22 protein-coding genes and 1 other annotated feature are annotated in these 20914 nt (G+C 28.8%); all 22 genes read right to left on the reverse strand.

Features of this window, described 5'->3' with window-relative positions; genetic code table 11:
- The 22 genes from leuS to AACH12_RS11430 all read right to left on the reverse strand — a co-directional run bounded on the left by leuS (position 1) and on the right by AACH12_RS11430 (position 20911).
- Positions 1 to 2466, reverse strand: a complete 2466-nt coding sequence (gene leuS, locus AACH12_RS11325) for a leucine--tRNA ligase (RefSeq protein WP_338535521.1) — start codon at positions 2464 to 2466, stop codon at positions 1 to 3.
- Positions 2467 to 2538: 72 nt separating this feature from the next.
- Positions 2539 to 2725 (reverse strand) — a binding site (T-box leader).
- Between the two features lie 47 nt (positions 2726 to 2772).
- Positions 2773 to 3135, reverse strand: coding sequence for a ribosome silencing factor (rsfS, locus tag AACH12_RS11330; RefSeq protein WP_338535522.1), 363 nt, complete (start codon positions 3133 to 3135; stop codon positions 2773 to 2775).
- Positions 3135 to 3716, reverse strand: coding sequence for a bis(5'-nucleosyl)-tetraphosphatase (symmetrical) YqeK (gene yqeK / locus AACH12_RS11335; protein WP_338535523.1), 582 nt, complete (start codon positions 3714 to 3716; stop codon positions 3135 to 3137). Before yqeK ends, rsfS begins: the two co-directional genes overlap by 1 nt.
- Positions 3717 to 3741: 25 nt before the next feature.
- Positions 3742 to 4362 (reverse strand): nicotinate-nucleotide adenylyltransferase, encoded by a 621-nt coding sequence (gene nadD, locus AACH12_RS11340; protein WP_338535524.1) that lies wholly within the window; start codon positions 4360 to 4362, stop codon positions 3742 to 3744.
- A 28-nt stretch (positions 4363 to 4390) separates the two neighbouring features.
- Entirely contained in the window at positions 4391 to 4693 is a 303-nt protein-coding gene (locus AACH12_RS11345) for a YhbY family RNA-binding protein (protein WP_338535525.1), read from the reverse strand.
- A gap of 17 nt (positions 4694 to 4710) precedes the next feature.
- Complete coding sequence (obgE, locus tag AACH12_RS11350) at positions 4711 to 5985, reverse strand: GTPase ObgE (protein ID WP_338535526.1); 1275 nt, start codon at positions 5983 to 5985, stop codon at positions 4711 to 4713.
- A gap of 179 nt (positions 5986 to 6164) precedes the next feature.
- Positions 6165 to 6443 (reverse strand): 50S ribosomal protein L27, encoded by a 279-nt coding sequence (gene rpmA, locus AACH12_RS11355; protein WP_338537383.1) that lies wholly within the window; start codon positions 6441 to 6443, stop codon positions 6165 to 6167.
- 7 nt (positions 6444 to 6450) lie between these two features.
- Positions 6451 to 6789, reverse strand: a complete 339-nt coding sequence (locus AACH12_RS11360) for a ribosomal-processing cysteine protease Prp (protein WP_338535527.1) — start codon at positions 6787 to 6789, stop codon at positions 6451 to 6453.
- A gap of 21 nt (positions 6790 to 6810) precedes the next feature.
- On the reverse strand, positions 6811 to 7122 hold the full coding sequence (gene rplU, locus AACH12_RS11365) for a 50S ribosomal protein L21 (RefSeq protein WP_338535528.1): 312 nt from the start codon (positions 7120 to 7122) through the stop codon (positions 6811 to 6813).
- A gap of 121 nt (positions 7123 to 7243) precedes the next feature.
- Positions 7244 to 8668, reverse strand: a complete 1425-nt coding sequence (locus tag AACH12_RS11370) for a ribonuclease E/G (RefSeq protein WP_338535529.1) — start codon at positions 8666 to 8668, stop codon at positions 7244 to 7246.
- A gap of 9 nt (positions 8669 to 8677) precedes the next feature.
- Positions 8678 to 9361, reverse strand: coding sequence for a TIGR03936 family radical SAM-associated protein (locus tag AACH12_RS11375; protein ID WP_338535530.1), 684 nt, complete (start codon positions 9359 to 9361; stop codon positions 8678 to 8680).
- Positions 9361 to 11196: a TIGR03960 family B12-binding radical SAM protein gene (locus AACH12_RS11380; protein WP_338535531.1), complete on the reverse strand. Its 1836-nt coding sequence runs from the start codon at positions 11194 to 11196 to the stop codon at positions 9361 to 9363. Before AACH12_RS11380 ends, AACH12_RS11375 begins: the two co-directional genes overlap by 1 nt.
- Before the next feature lie 41 nt (positions 11197 to 11237).
- On the reverse strand, positions 11238 to 12356 hold the full coding sequence (gene rodA, locus AACH12_RS11385) for a rod shape-determining protein RodA (RefSeq protein WP_338535532.1): 1119 nt from the start codon (positions 12354 to 12356) through the stop codon (positions 11238 to 11240).
- Between the two features lie 42 nt (positions 12357 to 12398).
- Positions 12399 to 12665 carry a cell division topological specificity factor MinE gene (minE, locus tag AACH12_RS11390; protein WP_338535533.1) on the reverse strand — a complete coding sequence of 89 codons (267 nt, stop codon included), beginning with the start codon at positions 12663 to 12665 and terminating at the stop codon, positions 12399 to 12401.
- Between the two features lie 10 nt (positions 12666 to 12675).
- Positions 12676 to 13473, reverse strand: coding sequence for a septum site-determining protein MinD (gene minD, locus AACH12_RS11395; protein WP_338535534.1), 798 nt, complete (start codon positions 13471 to 13473; stop codon positions 12676 to 12678).
- A gap of 20 nt (positions 13474 to 13493) precedes the next feature.
- Entirely contained in the window at positions 13494 to 14144 is a 651-nt protein-coding gene (gene minC / locus AACH12_RS11400; RefSeq protein ID WP_338535535.1) for a septum site-determining protein MinC, read from the reverse strand.
- Positions 14145 to 14240: 96 nt separating this feature from the next.
- Positions 14241 to 17138, reverse strand: a complete 2898-nt coding sequence (locus AACH12_RS11405) for a penicillin-binding transpeptidase domain-containing protein (RefSeq protein WP_338535536.1) — start codon at positions 17136 to 17138, stop codon at positions 14241 to 14243.
- Positions 17139 to 17154: 16 nt separating this feature from the next.
- On the reverse strand, positions 17155 to 17640 hold the full coding sequence (gene mreD, locus AACH12_RS11410) for a rod shape-determining protein MreD (RefSeq protein WP_338535537.1): 486 nt from the start codon (positions 17638 to 17640) through the stop codon (positions 17155 to 17157).
- A complete protein-coding gene (gene mreC, locus AACH12_RS11415) occupies positions 17630 to 18478 on the reverse strand; it encodes a rod shape-determining protein MreC (RefSeq protein ID WP_338535538.1) in 849 nt (282 codons plus the stop codon). Before mreC ends, mreD begins: the two co-directional genes overlap by 11 nt.
- 14 nt (positions 18479 to 18492) lie before the next feature.
- Positions 18493 to 19545: a rod shape-determining protein gene (locus tag AACH12_RS11420; protein ID WP_338535539.1), complete on the reverse strand. Its 1053-nt coding sequence runs from the start codon at positions 19543 to 19545 to the stop codon at positions 18493 to 18495.
- A gap of 47 nt (positions 19546 to 19592) precedes the next feature.
- Positions 19593 to 20279 carry a RadC family protein gene (gene radC, locus AACH12_RS11425; RefSeq protein WP_338535540.1) on the reverse strand — a complete coding sequence of 229 codons (687 nt, stop codon included), beginning with the start codon at positions 20277 to 20279 and terminating at the stop codon, positions 19593 to 19595.
- Between the two features lie 59 nt (positions 20280 to 20338).
- Complete coding sequence (locus AACH12_RS11430; protein ID WP_338535541.1) at positions 20339 to 20911, reverse strand: nucleoside triphosphate pyrophosphatase; 573 nt, start codon at positions 20909 to 20911, stop codon at positions 20339 to 20341.
- Positions 20912 to 20914: the final 3 nt, after the last annotated feature.

Consider the following 20914-nt stretch of genomic DNA (forward strand, 5'->3'; position numbering starts at 1 on the left):
TTATTTTACTACAATATTTACAAGCTTTCCTGGAACAACAATAACTTTAATAATTTTTTTACTTTCAATTAATATAGTAATTTTTTCACTCTCAAGTGCCATTTTTTCAAGTTCATCTTTTGTAATACTTGAACTTACAACCATTTTTTCTTTAACTTTTCCATTTATTTGAATTACTATTTCTTTTTCATCTAATACTAAGGCTGACTCATCAAATGTTGGCCAACTTTCTTTATGGATACTTCCACTTCCACCAATTTGACTCCAAAGTTCTTCAGTAAAATGAGGTGCAAATGGTGCAAGTACTAACAAAACATCTTTAACTATATTATTTAAAAGCTCAGCATTTAAATTTTCTTTAAATTTTTCTTTATATTTGTATGTTTCATTAATTAATTCCATAACAGAACTTATTGCAGTATTAAAATTAAATCTTTCTTCTATATCAAATGTAATCTTTTGAATTGATTTATTAAGAGAATAATTCAAATGTTTTTCTTCTTTTGAATTAATTTTAAGCTCGCCTTCTTTAATAGTATCTTTTAATTCATCGACTAATCTCCAAACTCTATTAATAAATTTAAAGGTTCCTTCAACCGCATCATCATTCCACTCTAAATCTCTTTCTGGAGGAGCTGCAAATAATACAAATAGTCTTGCAGTGTCTGTACCATATTTTTCAATAATCTTATTTGGACTAACTACATTACCTTTAGATTTAGACATTTTTGATCCATCTTTAAGAACCATTCCTTGTGTAAGAAGATTTTTAAAAGGTTCATCAACTGGAGCAATTTTCAAATCATACATTACTTTAGTAAAGAAACGCGCATATAGTAAATGAAGTATTGCATGTTCAACCCCACCTATATACTGATCTACATCCATCCAATATTCAGCTTTTTTAAAATCAAATACTTCTTTGTCATTTTTAGGGTCAGTATATCTTAAAAAATACCAACTTGAATCGACAAAAGTATCCATTGTATCCGTTTCTCTTTCAGCTTTTCCACCACATTTTGGACACGCTGTATATTTAAAAGTATCACTAGTTTTAAGTGGAGATTCTCCTTTTCCAGTAAATTCAACGTCCTTTGGAAGAAGTACAGGTAAATTTTCTTCTTTAATTGCTACTTCCCCACACTTTGGACAAGTTACAATTGGAATAGGTGCTCCCCAATATCTTTGCCTTGATACAAGCCAATCTCTTAATCTATAATTAATTGTTTTCTTACCTATTTTTTGATTAGATAATTTTTCTATTATTTTCTCAGAGGCTTCTTTATTTGCCATTCCATTAAATTCACCAGAATTTATCATAGAACCTTCTGAAATAAATGCTTTTTCAAGGTTATTTATATCAATATTATCATCATTTGAATCTATTACCGGCACAATTTCCAAATTATATTTTTTTGCAAATTCAAAGTCTCTTTCATCATGCGCTGGAACCGCCATAATAGCACCAGTACCATAATCAGTTAAAACATAATTTGCAACATAAATAGGCATTTTACTGCCATTTAGAGGATTAATTGCATATCTTTCTAAAAATAAACCTTCTTTTTCTACTTCTGTTGAAGTTCTCTCAATTTCAGATAAATGCTGAAGTTTAAGTACAAATTCATCCAATGATTTTTCTACAGCTAAGCCTTTAACAAGCTCTTTAGCATAAGGATGTTCAGGAGCTAATACCATATAAGTAGCACCGTAAATTGTATCAGGTCTAGTTGTAAATACTTTAAGTGATTTATCAAAATTTTCTATTTCAAAATCTAGTTCCGCACCAATTGACTTTCCAATCCAATTTTTTTGCATCAACTTTACTTTATCTGGCCAACCATCTAATTTATCCATATCTTGTAATAATCTTTCTGCGTAATCAGTAATTTTTAGGTACCACTGCGATAAGTTCTTCTTAACTACAGCACTATCACATCTTTCGCATACACCGCCAACAACTTGCTCGTTTGCAAGTACAGTTTCACATGAAGGACACCAGTTCACAGGCGATTTTTTCTTATATGCCAAACCATTTTCAAAGAATTTTGTAAATAACCACTGAGTCCATTTGTAATAATCCTCTTTGCAAGTTGCAACTTCTCTATCCCAATCATAACTTATACCTAATGTTTTAAGTTGAACTTTCATCTCATCAATATTAGCTGTTGTCCAAATATCCGGATGTATCTGATGTGCTATAGCAGCATTTTCAGCTGGAAGTCCAAAAGAATCCCATCCTATTGGATGAAGTACATTAAATCCTTTCATACTCTTGTATCTTGCTATTACATCTCCAATCGAGTAGTTTCTAACATGACCCATATGTAGTTTTCCTGATGGGTAGGGAAACATCTCTAAGCAGTAGTATTTTTCTTTTTCACTATCTTCTGTCACTTTAAACGCCTTATCATCATTCCACTTATTTTGCCATTTCTTTTCAATTTCACTAAAATTATATTCCATATTCCCTCCGCTATTATTATATTAATTTTCCATATAAAAAAATTGGTATTCCTTTTAGAAGCCATAAGTAAACATAGGGACGAAACAGTTCCGCGGTACCACCCTACTTAGTTATAATAAAATAACTCTCTTATGGATTATAAAGGATTACCAACCTCAATTCACACTCATTGGATAAGTTCAAAATTTAATTATGTTAATTCCCACCAAGCATTAACTCTCTTTAAATAATTATTTTTCTACTACTTCCAGTAAATTATAATATTCAGTTTTTTCTATTATATAAATTTTATATTATTTCGTCAATCAATTAGCAGCATTAAATTCAATAATTTTTGAATTCGCTAACACTTTCTCAAGTTTATAGAACTCTCTCTCTTCTTTATAAAAAATATGAACTATAATATCAACATAATCAAGTATTATCCATTTCTTTGATCTGTGTCCATCTTTTCTTTTTACGAAGATTCCTTGTTTTTCAAGTTCATCTTCAATATGTTCAGCTATCGCACCAACTTGTCTATCAGATGACGCCGAAGCTACAACATAATAATCAGCTAGATTTGATGAATTTGTTAAATCCATTAATAAAATATCTTCACCTTTTCTATCATCAACTAAATTAGCAATTTCAAAAGCCAAATCCTTAATTTCTTGCATTTCCTGCATTATACCCTCCTAGGCAAAATTCCATTTTCTAAAATTTCATTTCTTAAATCTAAAGTATTTAAATGAATTATTTTGTTTTCTTTTATAGCAAATTCAATAAAATAATCTATATAAGTAATTATAGCTACATCGATGTTTTCATAGCTTAATTCCCTAATAAAATCCACATGTTTATATTTTCTATCAATTTCAATTGCATCGGCTATATATACAATTTTCTCTATTAAACTCATATTTCGTCTGCCAAAAGTATGATACTTAATAGCATTTAATATATCTAAGTCATTTATATTATGTTCTTTTTCTAACATATAGGCAGCTACCACTCCATGTGAAAGAAAAATATTTTGCCAAACAAAATGATCAATTTTAAGGTTATTATGTTTTATATAAGCTTTTAATTCTTGATCAGACAGATTTTTAGCATAATCATGATACAATGCACCCATAACCACTTTTTCTTCATTAGCACCATGAATTCTTGCTAATTTCGATGCCATTTTAACAACATTAAGTGTATGATTAAACCTTGAAGGTTTTAATCTCGACTTTATTATTCTTTTATGTTTTTCATAATTCACTTCATCACCTTACTCATATAATAACTTATTTTTTTATTAAATAAAGAGATTTACTATAAATATATTCTTCAACTTTTTCAGGAAGTAAATATTTAATACTTTTTTTATTCTTGACTCTTCTCCTTATATCAGTTGATGATATTTCAAGTTTTGGAATAGACGTAAGTAATATTTTTTCTCCTACGTCTCTATATATTTCATTAATTTTATTTTCTAGTTGTTTCTTTTTTACCCCAGGTCTTGTAGCTCCAATAAATTTGACTAAAGAAAGTAGTTCTTTATAATCCTTCCAAGTGTCGATCATAAGAATAGCATCTGAACCTGTAATAAAAAATATTTCTGCATCAATATTATTTTTTAACTCTTTTATAGTATCAATTGTATATGTCTTTTTATGTTTATCTATCTCGATTGAAGAAATTTCAAAATTTGAATTAGATTCAATTGCTAATTTAACCATATTAAATCTATCAAATTTATCAACTTCAACGCCCTCTTTATGAGGTGCTTTTCCAACTGGAACAAATATAACTTTGTCTAGTAAAAATCTTTCTCTTACTTGCTCTGCTATAACTAAATGACCATAATGAATAGGATCAAAGGTACCACCCATAATTCCAACTTTGTAATTATTTTTTTGATACATTTTTTCCTCCTACATATATTGATCAATTCTATCTAGGCAGTCTAATTTTTTCATCTTTTTCTTTTTCTCTAGATTCTTTATAAATGACAAATTTTCTTCCAATTGCTTGCACAAATTCTGCATTTATTGCTTTACATACGTCGTTACAAGCTCCCTTTGCGTCAAGCATATTTGTTTCAAGTACATTTACTTTAACAAGTTCTTTATTTTCAAGCATTATATCAAGTTGTTTCAAAAACGCTTCTGTTACTCCATCTTTGCCAAGTTGAGCTATTGGCTTAAGTCCATTGGCCATTGACTTTAAATATTTTCTTTGTTTACTATTTAACATAAATACCTCACTATTTTTTAATTGTAAAATTCGAATTCAAAATCGAATATTCTTACAGTATCGCCTTCTTCAATTCCCATTTCCCTAAGTGTATCAATAACACCTTTTTTAGTCAGCATGCTCTGAAAACGTCTTACAGAATCAATATCTTCAAAATCTGTCGAATAAACTAAACGTTCAATTGGAATACCATCAACAACATATACTCCATCAATAACTTTATAGTCTATTTCGTTAAATTTATCATCTTCTTCATAAACAAACATATCATCGTCTGAATAGATTTCTACATCTTCTATTGTTTCTAGTAATTCAGTTACTCTTAGCATTAATTCTTTTATACCCTTACCTGAAACTGCGCTTATTGGAAAAACTTCGTATCCTTTTTCTTCCATTTTTACAATGAAGTCTTTATATTTACCATCATCATATACAAGATCTGTTTTATTTGCAGCGATTATTTGAGTTCTATCACTAAGTTTTTCACTATATTTAAATAGTTCATTATTTATACTTTCAAAATCTTCTTCAGGATCGCGCCCTTCAATACCAGATACATCAACTACATGAATTATTAATTTTGTTCTTTCTACATGCCTTAAAAAATCATGTCCTAAACCAACACCTTCATGTGCTCCATCTATTAAACCCGGAATATCCGCCAAAACAAAGCTTTTACCTTTTATTACTTCAACAACTCCTAAGTTAGGAAACAAGGTAGTAAAATGATAATTTGCAATTTTAGGCTTAGCTTTTGTAATTGAAGAAAGCATTGTGCTTTTCCCTACATTTGGGTAACCCACAAGTCCAACATCAGCTAACATTTTAAGTTCTAAAATAACATCTCTTTCTTCTCCATAAAAACCTTGTTCAGCAAAAGTTGGAGCTTGTCTAACAGAAGATTTGAAATGTAAATTCCCTCTTCCACCCTTTCCTGCCTTCGCTATGATTGCTTTTTTTATATCATCACTCAAATCTACAATAATTTTTCCTGTTTTTTCATCTTTAACTATTGTTCCGGGTGGCACTTTTAAAACTAAATCTTTTGCCGATTTACCTGATGATCTTTTCTTTCCACCATCATCACCGTCATCTGCATGATAACTAAGCTTATATCTAAAATCCATAAGCGTTCTCATACCTGGATCTACTTCAAATACAATATTACCACCACGTCCACCGTCTCCGCCATTTGGACCGCCATCTGGAACGTATTTTTCTCGTCTAAAACTTACTCTTCCATCTCCACCTTTTCCGGCTTTAAGATGTATTTTAGCAACATCTACAAACATACTACACCTCTCATTCACACTCTTTAAACTATTAATATAATCTTAATAAAATAACATTAATAGTTTAAAGAATAACTATATTTAACACTAAAATTATAATTTAAAATCCATTTTGTACCTTCATAAGTTCACATAAGAAAAAATGTCCATCTTATAAGATGGACATTAAGTATCAAAATTTAAGCTGGGTAAACGCTCACTTGCTTTTTAGTTTTACCTTTTCTTTCAAATCTTACAACTCCATCAACAGTAGCAAATAAAGTATCGTCTCCGCCTTTACCTACATTTGTTCCAGGATGAATTTTTGTTCCTCTTTGTCTAACTAAGATGCTTCCAGCACTAACTGCTTGTCCATCTCCTCTTTTTACGCCCAGTCTTTTAGAATTACTATCACGACCGTTCTTAGAAGAACCAACACCTTTTTTAGATGAGAAAAGCTGCAAATCAAATTTAAACATCATTTTACTACACCTCCTTAACCTTAATAAGAAGTTTAACATTGTTAGGGTACGCTTTAGCAACGCCCTCAACACCTATCATAAACGTCTTTATAATTATTTGACTATCATAGTGTTCTTTTTCAGACATATTTTCTGGTAAATCTACTGATAGATACCCATTTACCATTTTGTATTTTATCCCATCAATTTTAACTATTTCTAAAAGAGAAGCTAAAGTCGTTTGTGATAAAACCGATATCGCAGAACAAACTATATCTTTACCGTTTTCAGCAAAAGAAGCATGTCCTTTAATTTTAAATGACAAAATATTGTCTTTTTCTTTTAAAAAAGTAACCCTTAACATAAGAATTCCTATTATTTCTTATTATAAAGAAATACTTTCAATTTTTATTTTTGTATAAGGTTGTCTATGACCTTGTTTTTTTCTGTAATCTTTTTTAGCTTTGTATTTGAAAATAATAACTTTTGGTCCTTTTCCATTTTCAATAACAGATGCAGCTACTTTTGCGTTTGCAACAACTGGGCTACCAATTGTTAAACCACTTTCGTTAGAAACAGCTAATACTTTGTCAAATTCAACAGTCTCTCCAGCTTCAACTTCTAATTTTTCAATGTAAAGTGAATCGCCTTCTTCAACTCTGTATTGCTTTCCACCAGTTTCAATAATTGCGTACATAAAAACACCTCCTTATCAAGTACTCGCCAAATTCAGGTACTTACGTTTTAAAACCTAACTTGCGCGGCTATCCAAGTAAACATGATATCACACATTTTACTTTTCGTCAAATATTTTTTTGCTATTTTTCTAACCATTTTGGATCAGTAGATATTTTATAATTAGAAACTAAATCTTCGAAATAAATTTTTACATTTGAATCAATATATTTATTAATATACTCAATAAACATATTATTATAATCATTAAATTTCGATTTATTTATTAAAATTGCAACACTATTATAATTCTTCAAATAAATTTGTTCTTTTATTTCTTTAATCATATTATCTATAATAAATTCAACATCAAAATTTATAGAATCGTATACTTGTTTTTTTTCTTTTACTATAAGCTCATTAATTGATTTTCCACTATTTTTCCTTGTAATTTCAATTAATCCAAGTTTTGAATATCCATGAAACAATACATCGTCTTCTTTTAAACATAATTTCTTTACTTCTTTTATAAACTTTAATTCTTGATTTTTGTCACTAATATTTATCACATCGATAATAATTATACCACTTATATTCCTAAGCTTAATTTGCCTAAGCGACTCTGTAAAAGCCAATAAATTAAAGTCTGACAATGTAATATCATTGCCCTTTTTAAGCGCAGAACTAAAATTAACATCAATCGCTGTAAGTGTTTCACCTTCTTCAATAATAATATTGCCACCGTCAATTAAAGGAACTTTTTTATTTAACAAGCTTTTTAATGCAAATTCAACTCCCATAGAAGTAAAAATATTTTGATTTTTTTCCGCTATTTTAATTCGTCCATCAATATTAATTTCATAAAGTTTCAATTTGTTCAAAATATAATCATATATTTTTTTATCATTTAAAACTAATTCATCAATATCATTATCAATAAATTTATTAACTATATACTCCAAAGCAGAGTTAACAGAATAAACCAAAGCATTTTTTTTAAGCGAATTAACTTTAATCAATATATCTAGCCAATTATTCTTTAAATCATTAAATTCTTTAATTATTTTGTCTTCACTTAGTTTAGCTGAAGATGTTCGACAAATAAATCCATCATCGGCAAAGTTTTTATCCATAATTTTTTTTAATTCTTTTTTATTATCAATTATTTTTTTTGAATATCCCTTAAAGTCTTCATATGGTAGATACACAAAATAATTTGAAGAGAGTGATATTAATTCTGATACTTTTGCACCTTTTTCTCTATCTTCAATTTTTTTTACTTGAACCAACACTCTTTTGCCTTCATGCAAAACGGCATTTATATTTTTACATTCACCCTTAATAAATTTTAAAGTATCTTTTAAATGAATTATAGCATTCTTCTTTCTACCAATATCAATAAATGCAATACCTCTATTTGGAAGAATATTTATAACATTACCAAAATATATATCATCAACTTTAGGGTCTTCATTTTTCTTTTCAATATTAAATTTTTTGACTTTTTCACCTTCAAATTCTAAATAATAAGTATATATTATGCCACTATCTACAATATATTTTTTCATTTTGTCTTCCTAAATTTCGAATAGTTCTATTAGTTTTCCATCAATTTCCGTATAAACTTGTTTTTTATGAATTCTAATATCCGATTTTTCTAAATTCATACCTAACTTATCAATTATTTCAAGTCCAAGTTTCATAGGATTTAAGTTTCCATTTGATCCGCTTTTAGATACAATATCAATATATAATTCTTCTTCGTCTTCTAACAAACTATATTTTTTAATATGAGCTTTAATATCTACAGTTTTTAATTTTTTCTTTTTTGTTAATTTTTCTATTATTATTTCATCTTGATCTAAAAAATCTTTTAATTTTTCTTTATAGCTTTCTCCATTTATCGGAAAACTTATAATATAATTTGCGTAGTCAACTAAACTCATAAGAGATTTGGTCTCCTCAACATACTTTGCCTTTATAAATTTTATTCCTGTTGGAACAAATTTTTCTTGATTTTTTAAAAAATCATCAATGTCCATTTTTTCTAATAATTTAACATCTAAGATTTCATACTCACTTGAAGATCCTACTGAAAGAGGAAGTGCGAAATTAATCTTTGGACGCGGGTTAAATCCATTAGAAAATTCTAAAGGAAATTTTGCTCTTCTAAAACTTCTTTCAGCTAGCCTTACCATATCTAAGTGAGATATAAATTTCATTAGACCGTCTTTTTTATATAACATTCTAAGTATAGTCATTAACAAACACCGCCTAAAAAATCTTGATTTACACCGCAATTAGTACAACCTTCTCTGCAATCTACAGTTTTCTTTTCAACTTTAGAATTTTTATCTTCTCTGATTAAATACGACTTACTCACTCCTACATCAACAAAATCCCAAGGAAGTATTTCGTCATAGCTTCTTTCCCTATGTGCATAGAACTCCGGATTAATAGAAAGTTCATTAAAGGCTTCCATCCATATATTTAAATCAAAATGTTCATTCCAACCATCAAATTTTGCACCTTTTTCCCATGCTTTTAGAATAACCTTAGATAATTTTCTATCTCCTCTAGCAAATACCGCTTCAAGAAAACTCGTATCAGCATCATGATAAATAAATTTTACTTTTTTATTATTTATTTTTTTCCTTAGATATTTTTGTTTTTTTTCAAATTCTTCAATTGTATCTTGAGCCATCCATTGAAACGGCGTAAAAGGTTTTGGTACGAAGCAAGATGCGCTTGTAGTAACACTAACTCTTTGTTTCTTTAATTCACTTGGCATTTTACTATATGTGTAAGTTGCCAAATTACTAATATCCATAATTCCATCCAAATCTTCATATGTTTCAGTCGGAAGTCCAATCATAAAGTAAAATTTAACTCTACTCCAACCAAGTGGAAAAATTTTCTCTAAAGTCTCAACTATATTTTCTTCGCTTATGCCTTTATTTATAACATCGCGAAGTCTTTGAGTTCCGGCTTCTGGAGCAAATGTAAGCCCAGTTTTTCTTATTTTTTGTATTTTTTTCATAACTTCTGTTGAAAAAGAATCTAATCTAAGCGAAGGTAGAGATACTCCTACCCTATCTTTTTCATTTTCATCAATTAAGTCGTTTATAAGTTGTTCAATTTCGGAGTAATCAAGTGTTGAAAGTGAGGCTAAGGAAATTTCACCATATCCAGTTGATTCTACAACTTTTCTTGAATATTCTTTAATGGTTTCTATTGATTTTTCTCTAACAGGTCTATATACCATGCCAGCTTGACAGAATCTACAGCCTCTTGTACAGCCTCTAAAAACTTCTATAACAGCTCTATCGTGTACTACTTCTACATTGGGAACTAGCATTTGTTTTGGATAATATCCTTTATCAAAATTTTTAACGATTCTTTTATTAATTTTTTTAGGAATATCTGAAATTAAAGGGAAAAAGTCTTCAATAGTCCCATCCTCTTTGTATTTAACTTCATAGAGCTTTGGAACATATATGCCTTCAATTTTTGCGGCTTCAATTAAAAACTCATCTTTATTATAATTCTTTTTTTTCATTTCTTTATATAAATTCATAAGCTCAATATTAACTTCTTCACCTTCACCCATAACAAATATATCCATAAATTCAGCTAATGGTTCAGGATTATATGCACATATACCTCCCGCAATTACTATAGGGTAGGTTTCATCTCTATCAGATGATAGCATTGGAATATTCCCTAGAGAAAGCATATTTAGTATATTTGTGTATGAAAGTTCATACTGCAAAGTAAAGCCTAACATATCAAGTTCTTTAATAGGTGTAAAAGTTTCAAGAGTAAAAAGTTCTATTTTTTCTTTTCTCATTTCATTTTCCATATCAACCCAAGGAGCAAATACTCTTTCACAATAAAAATCTTCTACTTCATTTTTTATATTGTAAAGTACATGCATACCAAGATGTGACATACCTACTTCATATACATCTGGAAAACAAAATCCAAATCTTACATTCACTTTATCCAAATCTTTCCTAAACATATTAAACTCATTACCAATATAACGTCCTGGTTTTTCTACTTTGTAAAGTAGTTTTTCTATTTTTTTGTACATTATTCCTCCATGCCTATTAGACACCCTAAAAAAACATCATTTTATACATCGTAATCGATTCTTTTTCTTCTCATATATATATTCAGTATAATTCCAATTGATATCATACTTGTTATAATTGAACTCCCACCATAACTTAAAAACGGAAGTGTAATACCCGTAACAGGCATTATACCAAGGGTCATACCTATATTTTCAAAAATTTGAAAGGCAAACATAAACGTTATTCCCGTTGCTACAAGCGTTCCATAAAGATCTTTAGATTTTTTAGAAACATTTATCATTCTAAGCAACATAATAAAATAGAAAAAAATAACCAATATTCCACCAATAAAACCTGTTTCTTCACCAATAACCGCATATATAAAATCAGTTTCCTGCACGGGCAAATAATTGTATTTGTGGTATAATCCCTTAAAAATTCCTCTTCCGTAAACCATTCCAGAACCTATAGTTATTTTAGACTGCATTACATGATAATTTCCTGGAAGTGATGGATCACTAGGATTTAAGAAGGCATCTATTCTTATTTTTTGATGTGGTTCTAAAAATCTATAAATAATTGGAAATGAAATTGCGCTTAAAACACTTCCTCCAAGTATTATTTTATAACTTAAACCAGCTACAAAAATCATACCTATTGCAATAAATACGAATACTAATGCACTACCTAAATCTGGTTGCAATATTAAAAAAAACACAAATGGTAAAACAAAAAGTACTGGTAAAATTAAATCTGAAATACTATTAAATTCATTCATTCTATTTTCAAGAAATTTTGAAAAAGATAATATAAAACCGATTTTTGCTATCTCTGAAGTTTGAATGTAAATTATACCTATATCAATCCAGCTTCTAGCTCCGTTTTTTATTACTCCAATTCCAGGTACATATACTAATAATAAAAATAATATTGAAGCTATATATATAGCCTTATAAATTTCTCCAAATGTATTATAGTCAATTAAAACCATTAATATTACCATAAAAATTCCTATAAGAAAAGCTATAGCTTGAATTTTTATTTCTCTAGGAATACCATTATTTAATTCTAGTGCATTTGTTGCACTTAGTATCATTACGAGACCAAAAGTAAATAGAGAAAAAACAACAAATATTAAGCTAAAATCAAGATTTTTTAAATTATTTTTAGTTATCACTTTTTATCACCTCAAATAAAAAACCCCTAAATAGGGGGATTTTTAACCTCTTCTCATACTTTTAATTGGAATATTAGCAATTAATGCAGGTCTTCCACCAGACTCATCAATATTAGCAATCTTAATATCTAACCCGTTTTCATCAATATCAATATAACTTGCTATTGAACTTAAAATATCACCTTTAATTAATTCTAAAAATTCAGGTGAACAATTAGATCTATCATGGACTAATACTAATTTTAATCTTTCTTTAGCAACATTTTTACTAGAATTTTCTTTACTTAAGAATTTCAATAAATCAAACATGTCACGCCTCCTATTTTCCAATATTAAATAGTTTTTTTATCTTCGTCATAAATCCATCTTGGACATTTAAATCTAAGAACGGTATCTCTTCTCCAGAAATTCTTGAAGCAATATTAGTGTAAGCTTTACCAGACATAGAATTTTGATTTTTTACTGCCGGTTCACCTTTATTTGTACTAATAACAATTTCTTCATCATCTGGAACTATACCAATTAAATCAACCGCTAAAATATCAACGATATCATCCATATTCATCATATCACCACGTTTTACCATATCCATTCTAATTCTATTTACTATTAATTTTGGATTTCTAAGTTCTGCCGCTTCTAAAAGTCCAATAATTCTATCAGCATCTCTAACAGCTGAAATTTCAGGAGTTGTAACTACAATAGCTCTATCAGCTCCAGCAATTGCATTCTTGAATCCTTGTTCTATTCCGGCTGGACAATCAATGAGTATATAATCATGAAATTCTCTCAAATCATCACATAATTTAACCATTTGTGTTTCACTTACTGCAGTTTTATCTTTTGTCTGTGCAGCTGGAAGCAGAAAAAGTCCTTCAAATCTTTTGTCTTTTATAAGAGCTTGTTTAATTCTGCAATTTTCTTCAACTACATCTACAATATCATAGACAATTCTATTTTCAAGACCTAAGACTACATCTAAATTTCTAAGACCTATATCCGCATCAATTACGCATACTTTTTTACCTTTCATTGATAAAGCTGCACCTATATTTGCTGTGCTAGTAGTTTTTCCTACTCCACCTTTACCAGAAGTTACTACAATTACTTCGCTCATCTATTAAAATCCCCCTCAAACTATATATACGGCTCAATTTCCATTCTATTTTCTTTTATATATGCAATTTCTGGCATATCAGGTTCATAATCTCCATCATCTGGTGCACGTGTTATAAGTCCTGCAATTCTAAGTTGAGTTGCAATGAGTTTATTCGCTACAACATAGGCATTAATATTTCCATTTGCCCCTGCGTATGCTACACCTCTCAGTGTGCCCATAATAATAATATTTCCATATGCTATAACTTCAGCTCCAGGATTAACATCACCAAGTATAATTACATTCCCTTTAAAATCAACTTTAACTCCTGAACGAAGTGTTCCTCTTACAAACTTTGTAAGACCCTCTTTTATACCATCAAATACATCATTTTCACTAGAATTTTTATTATTAACTTTATTAGTTTTTTTAGTAAACGAATCTATATTTTCCAAACTTTTCACATTGATTTCTAGTTCTTTAATCAAAATTTCTTCTATAATAGATTTTTCATTATAAGTAAGTTTCTTCCCGCTCGTCCCTACAACAAAAGCACCCTTATAAAAGCTTTTTTTCTCAATTTTTTTACTGAGTGAATCAACCATTTCTTTAATTGAACTTTCCTTTGAAATGTGTATTACAATTCCGTCCTTGTTTCCCTTAAATTCTAAATGACTTAAATTAAGCATTTTTCCCCCATAAGTACAAATTTAGTTAGAGTTACGCATTATTATAATGATTATACCACTAAAAATATAAAATAAAAAGCATTCAAGCAGTTCAATTTATTTATTATCTTCCTTATAGTCATTTGGATCAAGTTTTAAGTAATCTGCAATTATATCTCTAGCAATTGGAGATGCATATCCCCCATGCCCACCTTGTGGAATTAACACCACAACAGAAATCTCAGGTTTTTCATATGGTGCAAATGATACAAACCACGAAAAACTATCATAGTTATCTCTATATTCATTTATCATTTCGTCAGTAAGTTTAAAATTAGATAATTCCTTTAATGCTTCTCTAATAGTATTTTCTTCACTTAAATACCCAATTCTAAATAAATACTCAATTTTGTTTTCTAATTTATTGATTTCCTTAATTAATAATTCCTTGCTTGATTTGTCTACTAATGATTTTGCTTCTTCTTCTAATTTTATTTTTTTAATTTGAAGTTCAGCCAATTCGTCATTTCTTTGTTTTATAATTTCTAAAGATTTCTTCTCAACTTCATCATATGTTAAATTTCTATTTATAAGTGATAGATATTTTTTTATATATTCTTTTTCACTTTTAGGCGGAATCGTTCCAGCTTTTTCTGCCGTTCCAGTTTTAGCTCCAACATCAATAGGAAATTTCTTAAATGCAGTCTTCGCTGTTCCTCTATTTCCTCTAGTTACTAATAACATTCCTTTTCTTAACTCTTTTAGACTATTTGATTGATCAAAACTTGAAGGATTCACATTTTGATTTTTTATAATTTTTGTATCTCCAACTTTTTTAATTAAAGTAAGTTCATTAAGCTTGCCACCGTTTGCAAGAGTAGCTATATATCTAGACATTTGTACAGGCGTATATTTATGGTCACCTTGACCAATTGCCAAATTAAGTCCATCACCCTCCGACCAATTAATATTACTAAAATAATCATATTTTATAATATCTGCTAATTTTTCAACAATATAATAATCACTATTTGCACCAAATTTAATTAGCGTTTTAATTAAATTTCCACGAGATATTGAAGAATCTTTAAGAGCAACGATTTTAGCAATAACTGCATCTGTTTTATCTTCCGAGTCAATTAATTCCTTAGGAAAATATTCTGGGAGTATAAATTTAAGTTTCCTTTTAAGCATGTTTATAGTAGTTACTTCTTTTTTTGTTTCACTTGGAACCCCAACACTTACTTCACCAATTTCAATTCCAGTTTTATCATTTAATCCGAAATATTTTGAATAATCAAGGAGTATTTTAGTACTCATTTCAAAACTTAATGGTTTATCTTTTTTATAATCGTATCCCATTCCCATATCGAAAAAATAGTAATTACAAGATTCTTCGATAGCTTTATATAAATCAGTTGGTCCATGTTTGGCATGATAATCATTCCATATCCAACATCCATACCTATGTTTTCCAATTTCAATATATCCATCCGCATTTATTTTGAGACTTGGATCAAGACCTTGCTCTAGTGCAGCAAATCCTGTAACCATCTTGTAGGTCGAACCAGGTTGTACAGCAGTAAGAGTCGCTATATCATATAAAGGTCTTGGAGAAAGTTGATCTTTAATATTCTTCGGAGAAAGTTTTTTCCAATTATCATAACTTATTCCCGTAGAAAACAAATTAAGATCATATGACGGATAACTTACAAGAGCAAGTACTTCACCAGTATTAACATCAGTTACAACTGCTGCTGCAGTTTTAGCTTTAGGAAAAGCCTCTTTAAATTTAAAATCTCCCCATTCACTTTTATATGTACCGCCTACTTGAAGAGCCTCTAGTAAGTCTTTAATGTGTTTTTCAAGTTTCTTTTGAAGATTAATATCAACGGTTAATGTTATATCTTTACCAGCTTTCGCTTTTTTAGAATCAATTCCATAAATGCTGTCATCAACATTTTTTACTAATTTCCCAAGTGCGTCAACTTCAATATATTTATATCCATTTTCTCCTTTTAAATCAAGTTCGTATCTACCTTCAATTCCAACTTTACCAATTAATTGATTTTCATCATAATTGTTTTTCCTTACATATTTTTCAATTTCGTTTTCACTAGAGATTTTGCCCATATAACCAATTATATGAGACGCACTACTATTAAAAGGATAGTTTCTTTGTGGTTCAATTCTAACATTAATGCCTGGCAAACTCATTGACATTTCCTCAATTAAGACAGCAGTTTCTTTATTAACACTTGAAGAAATTTTTACAGGATTATATTTCAAATATCCTTTTATTCTAAATGCGTGTTTAATTGTAAGTATCTTTAATGCATCTTCATCAGAATATGTACTATCAATTTTATAATATCTCAAATTTCTAATTTTTTTAAGTGCTGCCTTTGCATCTATATCATAAGGCAAATGATAGTATTTTAAAAATTTTTCTTTTTCTATCTGCGACCAAAATTTCATTTTACTTACTGATAAGGGAAGCGAAACTCCCTTCATTAATAAGAATTTTTTCGCATCATTATTATCTAGCTCTTCAGAAATTTGCTCTCTAGTTCTTATTTCTTGAAAAACTTTACTTGCTATAGCACTCGTATCATAACCATTATCAGCTAAATACTTTTCAACATTTTTATCATATGTAAAATAATATTCATCGCCATTTTTCTCTATAGGAAACTCAATATGTTCTTCGTTTCTTTTGTTTAATATATCTAATATTTTAATCGAAACGTCGTTAAGTTCACTACTTGAAAGTATACTTGCAGATAATTCTATGGCAAAAGCAGGAATATTTCCTGCAATAAGAACTCCATTTCTATCAAAAATCTCTCCTCTTTTTGCTACTATAGGAATTTTTCTTACCCTATTATTAATTGAAAGTTCTCTATAATGTTCACCATTTATAACTGTAATATCAACTAATCTAAGTGATATTACAAGAAAAATAATCGAGAATACTATTAATATTTGATTTCTTCTATCTTTTATATTATTCATAAATCCACCAATTTATCTATCTCATGTTATAATCATACACTCTTGGAAAAATCTTGCCATATATAAATGTTATAATCACAATATTTTCAATTCCTTCACCCAAAATTATTTTATAAAAGTCCAAATCGTTTATAGAAGCACCAATTAAATACATAAATAGTAAAAACATTATATGATATATAAATGTTGCAAAAATTATCGTAATAATTGGAGTCAAAAAATTATCTTTAAATAACTTTTCATAAAAAAGACTAATAATAAAAACAATACTTGTATAAATTATCAAATTAATACTTAAAGCTTTAGATAAAAATACATCTTGCAAAATTCCTACTCCAATTGCAAATATATAGCCTTCTTTTTTACCATAAATAAGAGTAAAAGTAACAATCATTACCAACGATATATTAGGGATAATTCCATAAATTCGAAAAAACTGTAAAATTGTTGACTGTATTAAAAAAACAAATATTGAAATTAAAATTACATATTTACTTTTCATCGTAAGTTCTCTCCTTATCGTAAGGAAGCACAATTACCTTATTAATTTTTTTAAAATTCACAGTGGGTTTTACCTTAACTTCAATTAGCAAATTATCTTTATTAGTATTGATCTTATCTACATAACCTATCAATATACCTTTTGGATATATTCCAAGTCCTGAAGTTATAATCTTATCTCCAAACTCTACTTTTGCTTTAGGATCAAATAAATTGCCAATCAAATTATAATTATAGGTTCCACTTAAAATTCCATCAAAACTACTTTTTACTTTCAATGATTCAAAACCTATAGAACTTTTATTATCTATTATCGTAACTACCTTTGACCAATTACTTCCTACATCATAAACTAATCCAACTAAACCTTTTCCATTTATAACAGTAGAATTCTTAGTAACTCCGTCATTTTCTCCAACATCAATGGTAAACATGTTATACCAATTACCAGAATCTTTAGCAGTAATATTTGCAGATACGAAATTATCTATTTTCGTCTTGTTAATATAATTTAATGTTTTACTTAAGTCTTTCAATTCACCATATTCTTTTTTATCTAAAGTGACTTTAATAAGTTCTTCTTTCATTTTTGAATTTTCTTCTAGTAACATTTTGTTTTCATCCATAGTTTTCCAAACATTTAAAATCGGATTCACTTTTGACGAAATATATTCACTCGATGTATACAGAACCTTTTGAATAGGTGTAATAATAACTCCAGCTATATTTTCAAATATAGAAATTCTACTTCTTCCCCCAGCAGATATTCCCATAAAAAAAAGCAAAATAATGCCTAAAATTATAATAAACCATTTTTTCCATTTAGAATATTCATTCATTATAACACCTACTTCTATTTTAAAATATTGCTTTGCCTAATAAAAACATTTTTATACTTATCATACTCCTCAACTGCAACACCAGTACCTATTGCTACACAATCAAGAGGTTCATTTGCGATATGAACAGGCATATAGGTCTGTGAATTTATAAGTGCATCTAGACCCTTTAAAAGAGCTCCACCACCTGTAAGCATAATCCCGTCCTGCATAATATCTGAAGCAAGTTCAGGGGGTGTTCTTTCAAGCGTAGACTTAATACCTTCAACAATAGAGCTAATTGGTTCTCTTAATGCATTTAAAATTTCACTTGAATCTATAATTTGATTTTTTGGAAGCCCAGTCAATAAATTTCTTCCTGTTATCTCTAATTTGGTATCTTTAGATAAAATAGACGATTTAACTTCATAGGCATAGCCAATCTCAATTTTAAGTTTTTCAGCAGTCCTCTCACCTATCATCAAATTATATTCTTTCCTAATATAATTAACAATTGATTCATCCATTTTGTCTCCACCAATTCTAATTGATTGTGAAGTAACAATACCACCAAGTGAAATAACTGCAATTTCAGTAGTTCCACCACCTATGTCAACAACCATGCTACCAGTAGGTTCTTCAACAGGAAGCCCCGCTCCTATTGCAGCTGCCATTGGTTCTTCAATTAATAAAGCTTCCTTAGCTCCTGCAGAAGTTGAGGCCTGTATAACAGCTTTTTTTTCAACATCAGTTACACCATATGGTATCCCAACAACGACTCTTGTATAAGTAAAAAAGCTTCTTTTAGGAATAGCTTTATCTATAAAATATTTGATCATTTTATAAGTTACGTCAAAATCAGCAATTACACCATCGCGAAGTGGTCTTATTGCAATAATATTTCCAGGAGTTCTACCTATCATTTGTTTCGCACCTAAACCAACATCTAAAATTTCATTTGTATCTTTTTTTATTGCTACAACTGAAGGTTCTCTTACAACAATACCTTTGTTTTTAACATTAACTAATGTGTTAGCCGTTCCTAGATCAATACCTATATCTTTTGTAAACCAATTAAAAATTCTCAAAGGTTTTCTCCTTTCATTAACACGCATCTATATAATTACTTTTAAATTTATTCATCTAAAATATCATGTTCTCTAAAACTAAAATATTTAGAGTTTCCTATAATAATGTGATCTAGAATCTCAATTCCCAGTATCTTACCTGCTTTTTTTAGCCTCTTTGTAATACTTCTATCTTCTTCACTAGGGTTTGTATTTCCACTAGGATGATTATGAACTAAAATAATTGAAGCTGCTGATTTTCTAACTGCTAAATTAAAAACCTCTCTTGGATGTACAATTGAGGAATTTAAACTTCCAATCGAAATTGTTTCTATCGATATAATGCTGTTTTTAGTATCTAATAAAACACTTCTAAATTCCTCTTTTTTTAAAAATTGCATACTTATCACTAATTCTTCAACAATATCTGTTGGCGATGTAATTTTCTTTCTTACTTCTTTTTTATATGAAACTACTCTTTTACCAAGTTCAACTGCGCAAATTACTTTTAAAGCTTTTATTTTACCAAGTCCGTTAATAGTGCATAATTCATCTACAGTAATATTATTTAAACCTTCCAAATTAGAACACATATCTATAATTTCATTAGATATGTCGTAAACATTTTTACTTTTACTACCACTGGAAAGAATAATAGAAATTAATTCATTAACCGAAAGTGAATTTACACCTTTAAGCATTGCTCTTTCTCTAGGTCTTTCAAACTCTTTTTTATTCTTAAATACAATATCCATGACATTTTCTCCAATTTTATTTGTATATGTCAAAATATCATAACTAAATAATATTTTCTCTAAAGGATATGAATATTAAAAACATCACTTAAAATGTCACTTAACCTTGAAATAGGCAATCCTACCACATTGAAATAATCACCTTCAATTGAATCAACAAATACTGAACCTACACCCTGAATAGCATATGCACCAGCCTTATCTAAGGGTTCTCCAGTTTCAATATAATTATCAATTTGCTTATCAGTTAATTTTTTAAAGACTACTTTAGTTTTTACAAAATCAATTATTTTATTTTTATCGTCAATAATACTTACACCTGTATAAACATAATGAGTATTATCACTTAAAAGCCTAAGCATTTCTTTTGCTTCTTTTTTACTTCTGGGTTTTCCTATAACTTTGTTATAAAAAACAATCGTATCAGCTGCAATTATTATAGAGTCTTTATCAGACTTTACAAAAATATCATTTGCCTTTCTAAAAGCCAAACTCATAACAATGCTCTCTGGCGATTCATTTTCATCAACCTTTTCTTCAATATCACTTGAAATAGTTTTAAAATTAAGCCCCATATTTTTTAATATCTCTTTTCTTCTCGGCGAATTTGAAGCTAATATTATTTTTTTCATTAT

The sequence above is a fragment of the Helicovermis profundi genome (genome assembly GCF_033097505.1).
GTDB lineage: Bacteria > Bacillota > Clostridia > Peptostreptococcales > Acidaminobacteraceae > Helicovermis > Helicovermis profundi.